This window comes from Kitasatospora sp. NPDC057512 (assembly GCF_042802135.1).
Taxonomy (GTDB): Bacteria; Actinomycetota; Actinomycetes; order Streptomycetales; family Streptomycetaceae; genus Kitasatospora.
This window is the reverse complement of the sequence record NZ_JBHVET010000854.1, coordinates 1-3,251: the sequence shown is the minus strand read 5'-3', so window position 1 is coordinate 3,251 and position 3,251 is coordinate 1. Positions and strand designations below refer to the sequence as shown.

Annotated in this window: 4 protein-coding genes; 2 read left to right on the top strand and 2 right to left on the bottom strand. The window is 67.2% G+C overall.

All coding sequences use genetic code 11. The features are described from left to right. Window positions 1-26 precede the first annotated feature (26 nt). Together ACFU6K_RS34785 and ACFU6K_RS34780 are read right to left on the bottom strand one after the other, a co-directional pair. A complete protein-coding gene (locus tag ACFU6K_RS34785) occupies window positions 27-503 on the bottom strand; it encodes an ATP-binding protein (RefSeq protein ID WP_380669970.1) in 477 nt (158 codons plus the stop codon). Window positions 504-608: 105 nt separating this feature from the next. After that, window positions 609-1,793 carry a helix-turn-helix domain-containing protein gene (locus ACFU6K_RS34780; protein ID WP_380669968.1) on the bottom strand — a complete coding sequence of 395 codons (1,185 nt, stop codon included), beginning with the start codon at window positions 1,791-1,793 and terminating at the stop codon, window positions 609-611. Window positions 1,794-1,875: 82 nt separating this feature from the next. On the opposite strand from ACFU6K_RS34780, the gene ACFU6K_RS34775 reads away from it, so the two are divergent. Further along, window positions 1,876-2,430: a flavoprotein gene (locus tag ACFU6K_RS34775; RefSeq protein ID WP_380669966.1), complete on the top strand. Its 555-nt coding sequence runs from the start codon at window positions 1,876-1,878 to the stop codon at window positions 2,428-2,430. A 114-nt stretch (window positions 2,431-2,544) separates the two neighbouring features. After that, window positions 2,545-3,057 carry an NUDIX domain-containing protein gene (locus tag ACFU6K_RS34770; RefSeq protein ID WP_380669964.1) on the top strand — a complete coding sequence of 171 codons (513 nt, stop codon included), beginning with the start codon at window positions 2,545-2,547 and terminating at the stop codon, window positions 3,055-3,057. The last annotated feature ends 194 nt before the right edge of the window (window positions 3,058-3,251 follow it).

Sequence of the window (3,251 nt, the reverse complement as noted above, 5' to 3'; positions counted from 1 at the left end):
GCCTGGCGGCGCGGACGGGGGGAGTTTCAGGGGGAGCGGTTGATCGGCGCGGGCGTCGTGAGGTCGGCGTGGACGACCTTCCCGAAGGGGAGGAGGGTGACGCCCCAGCGGCCATTGGTGAGCCGGTGGACCATCGCCAGGCCCCGGCCGGACGTGGCGTCGGGGCCGGCTTGGATCATCACGGGCATCGACCGGGAGCCGTCACCGACGAGGATGCGGACGACGCGGTCGGTCGGACGGCGGACGCCGACGAGCATGCGGGTGTGGCAGCCGGTCTTGGAGGAGTTGGTGACCAACTCGCTGACGATCACGGCAGAGTCGTCCACCAGATCGTCCAGCCCCCACTCCCGCAGCCGCGCGCACACGAAACGCCGAGCAACGCCCACCGACTCGGGCTGGTACGGCAGGCAGACAGTCCCCGATGCGGAACGGAGGTGGGCGCTCGCGTCGGGAACCTGCTGGAGTACGGCGTCGCCTCTCACCGCTTTCGAGAGGAGGGTCATCAGTGCTTCTCCTTGGCGTAGCTGTCTCGTTACGGAGAGCATCGCCGCGAGAGAAGGGGGTGGAGTATCACTCCCTGGTGATAGTCCGCCTCCAAAGAGTGATGATCAGATGCCTGCCCAGTGAGCCATGTTCGTGAGGGTGTCCGGCATCGAGCGGCGAGCCGAGACGAGCCCGGCGACTGTCTCGCGCACCATCGGGTGGTAGCGCATCTGTTGTGGCGCCAGCTCCCTCGCACGCTGCAACGACTTCAAGGACGCCTCCGAGCGCCCGATCCACAGCTGCGCCCGCGCTACCTCCGCGATGTGTGCCGAGGCCCGCGAGGCCGGCCATTCTGCGGGGATCTGGACCTGATCGGCGGCTCGCACGGCTTCCGCATACCGGTACTGCTCGGCCAGGGTCGCCACCTGGTGCACGGCGACGTTCGTCGGTCCGAATGACAGCCAGTGCACGCGCATGGCCTCGCCGGTGGCCGCTGCGATCCGCGCCGCGTCCACGATGTGCCCGGCCGCTGCGTCTCCGTCCCCGGATCGCGCGGCCAACATGGCGGCGCCGAGATGCAGTTGCCCCACCGCCACGTCCCGGATTCGGCTGTTGTCGGCTTGCTCGAGGGTGCCCATGCCGACCCCGACGAGTCGTTTCCCGATGTCGTACTGGCCTGCCCGCAGGTAGACCAGCGATCGCAGATACTGGCGAACTCCGGCGACCACCGGATCGGATGCTCGCTCGGCCGCCCATGCCATGCGGTCCAGAGCCACGACGCAGAGATCGCTGTAGCCCAACTTCGCGGTGATGTCGTAGGCCGTGCGGTACGTGCTCGCCAGTACCTGCCACGCCTTCTCGGAGGGTGCCGTGTGTGCGGCCGTTGTGGCCTCGATCATCAGAGCCGGAAGAACCCGGGCGGCGTCCTTGATGCGGGTATCGCGGATCTGGGCGCACAACTGCTCAGATTCGGAGTGCAGTTCGTCCACCGAGCGGGGGGCGATCTCGGGATCGGCGCCGAGGTCGTACAGATCGAGTGCTTCGCGGATCGGCTGGATCAGCACATCGAGTTCGTCCTGTTGCAACTCGGTCATGTATGGCTGACCGGTGAGGTCGACGGTCTGGACGAACAGCGCCCGGGCGACAGCGGCGATCACGCTGGGTGTGGCCGGCTTGGCCCCCTGCTCGACCTTGGTCAGCATGCTGTACGAGATGTGGGCGCGAGCGGCGAGTTCCCGCTGGGTCAGATGGCGGAGCTTGCGGTACTGGGCGATGCGCTCGCCCGTGTGCTCGGAGATGTGCCTGGGCATACTGGTACTCCGTTCGTAGCAGCCGATGGGACGATACTCGCCGAAGGTGGCGGGATGTGTTCCTGCGAACAGGAGTTCAGGTTTGACCGAGCACCATGAGCCGTTCCTCTACGTCATCGTCTGCGCCTCGGGAATCGCTGACGGCGTGGGCGAACTGATCACCGCCGCCCACGCCGAGGGATGGAAGGTCGGGGTGATCGCCACTCCCAACGCACTCGGCTTCCTGGATCAAGAAGCTGTCGAGACCCAGACCGGCTATCCGATCCGCTCGGCCTGGCGTACGCCCGGCAGTTCTCGGCCGCTGCCGGAGGCCGATGCCGTCGCGGTCGTCTCCGCGACCTTCAACACCATCAACAAATGGGCCCTTGGGATCGCCGACACACTCGCGTTGGGCATCCTCTGCGAGGCGTACGGGCTGGGCATTCCCGTCGTCGTCCAGCCCTACGTCAACTCCGCCCTGGCTGCCCACCCGGCCTATTCGGAGAGCCTGGCCCGTCTGCGCTCGATGGGCGTCCTGATCGGCGACTCGGTTCCCCACAGGCCCAAGTCCGGCGGAGCGCGCGACGAGTACAACTGGACCCATGTCCTCGACGTGCTTCGTCCCACCCTCGGTAGCCGTTCGACGCCGACCACGTGACGAGCGATACCGCGAGGCGAGATCCACAGGAGATGGGGATGCCGCCGCCGGTGACCTGCTGTTGACGGCTAGCCGGCACCAGCCATTTGTCCCTTTGCCTCGGGGAGGTTCAACGTGAGGCCCGTTTCCACCGATACCGAAGCCTGGAACGCCTACCTTGCCGAGGGGAATGCCAGGCAAGCCCGCAAGCGTGTCTCAGCGGACGTGATCCTGCGCGACCGGAACGGTCGAATCCTGACCGTCAACCCTACCTACAAGGAAGGTTGGGACCTCCCCGGCGGAATGGCCGAGGCCAACGAGCCACCGGATGAGGCCGCAGTGCGGGAACTGCGCGAGGAATTGGGCTTGGACATCACCATCCGCCGCCTGTTGGTCGTGGACTGGGTTGCGCCGCACGGCCCGTGGGACGACCAGATCGCGTTCATCTTCGATGCGGGAACCCTCTCACCCGATCAGGCCGCGAGAGTTCGCCCACACGACGACGAACTGTCCGAGGCCGTCTTCCTCCCCGTGTCGGAGGTCGCCAACCGACTGCGGATTCGCCAGCGGAACCGGCTCGACGCCGCTGTCAGGGCCATCGCAGACGGCGGTGCACGGTATCTGCGTGACGGGGTGGAGGCCTGGTGACGCCAGGGGCAGTGAACGGGGCGGAGTGGCTCTCGGACGAGTCGCCGGAGGTCGGCCGGCTCACGTCGGCCGGAGTGTCCGGAGTCTTCCGTGTCCTGGACGCGCTTCGGGAGGACGTGGCACCGGGCATCCGGACGCACGACGGCCGACGTCTGCTGAGACATGCCGAAGGCTCCCATCCCGGGGGATGGGAG

Bases quoted from the DNA above. Each gene is read 5' to 3' on its own strand.
- ACFU6K_RS34785 (WP_380669970.1), bottom strand. From the start codon at position 503: ATGACCCTCCTCTCGAAAGCGGTGAGAGGCGACGCCGTACTCCAGCAG.
- ACFU6K_RS34780 (WP_380669968.1), bottom strand. From the start codon at position 1,793: ATGCCCAGGCACATCTCCGAGCACACGGGCGAGCGCATCGCCCAGTAC.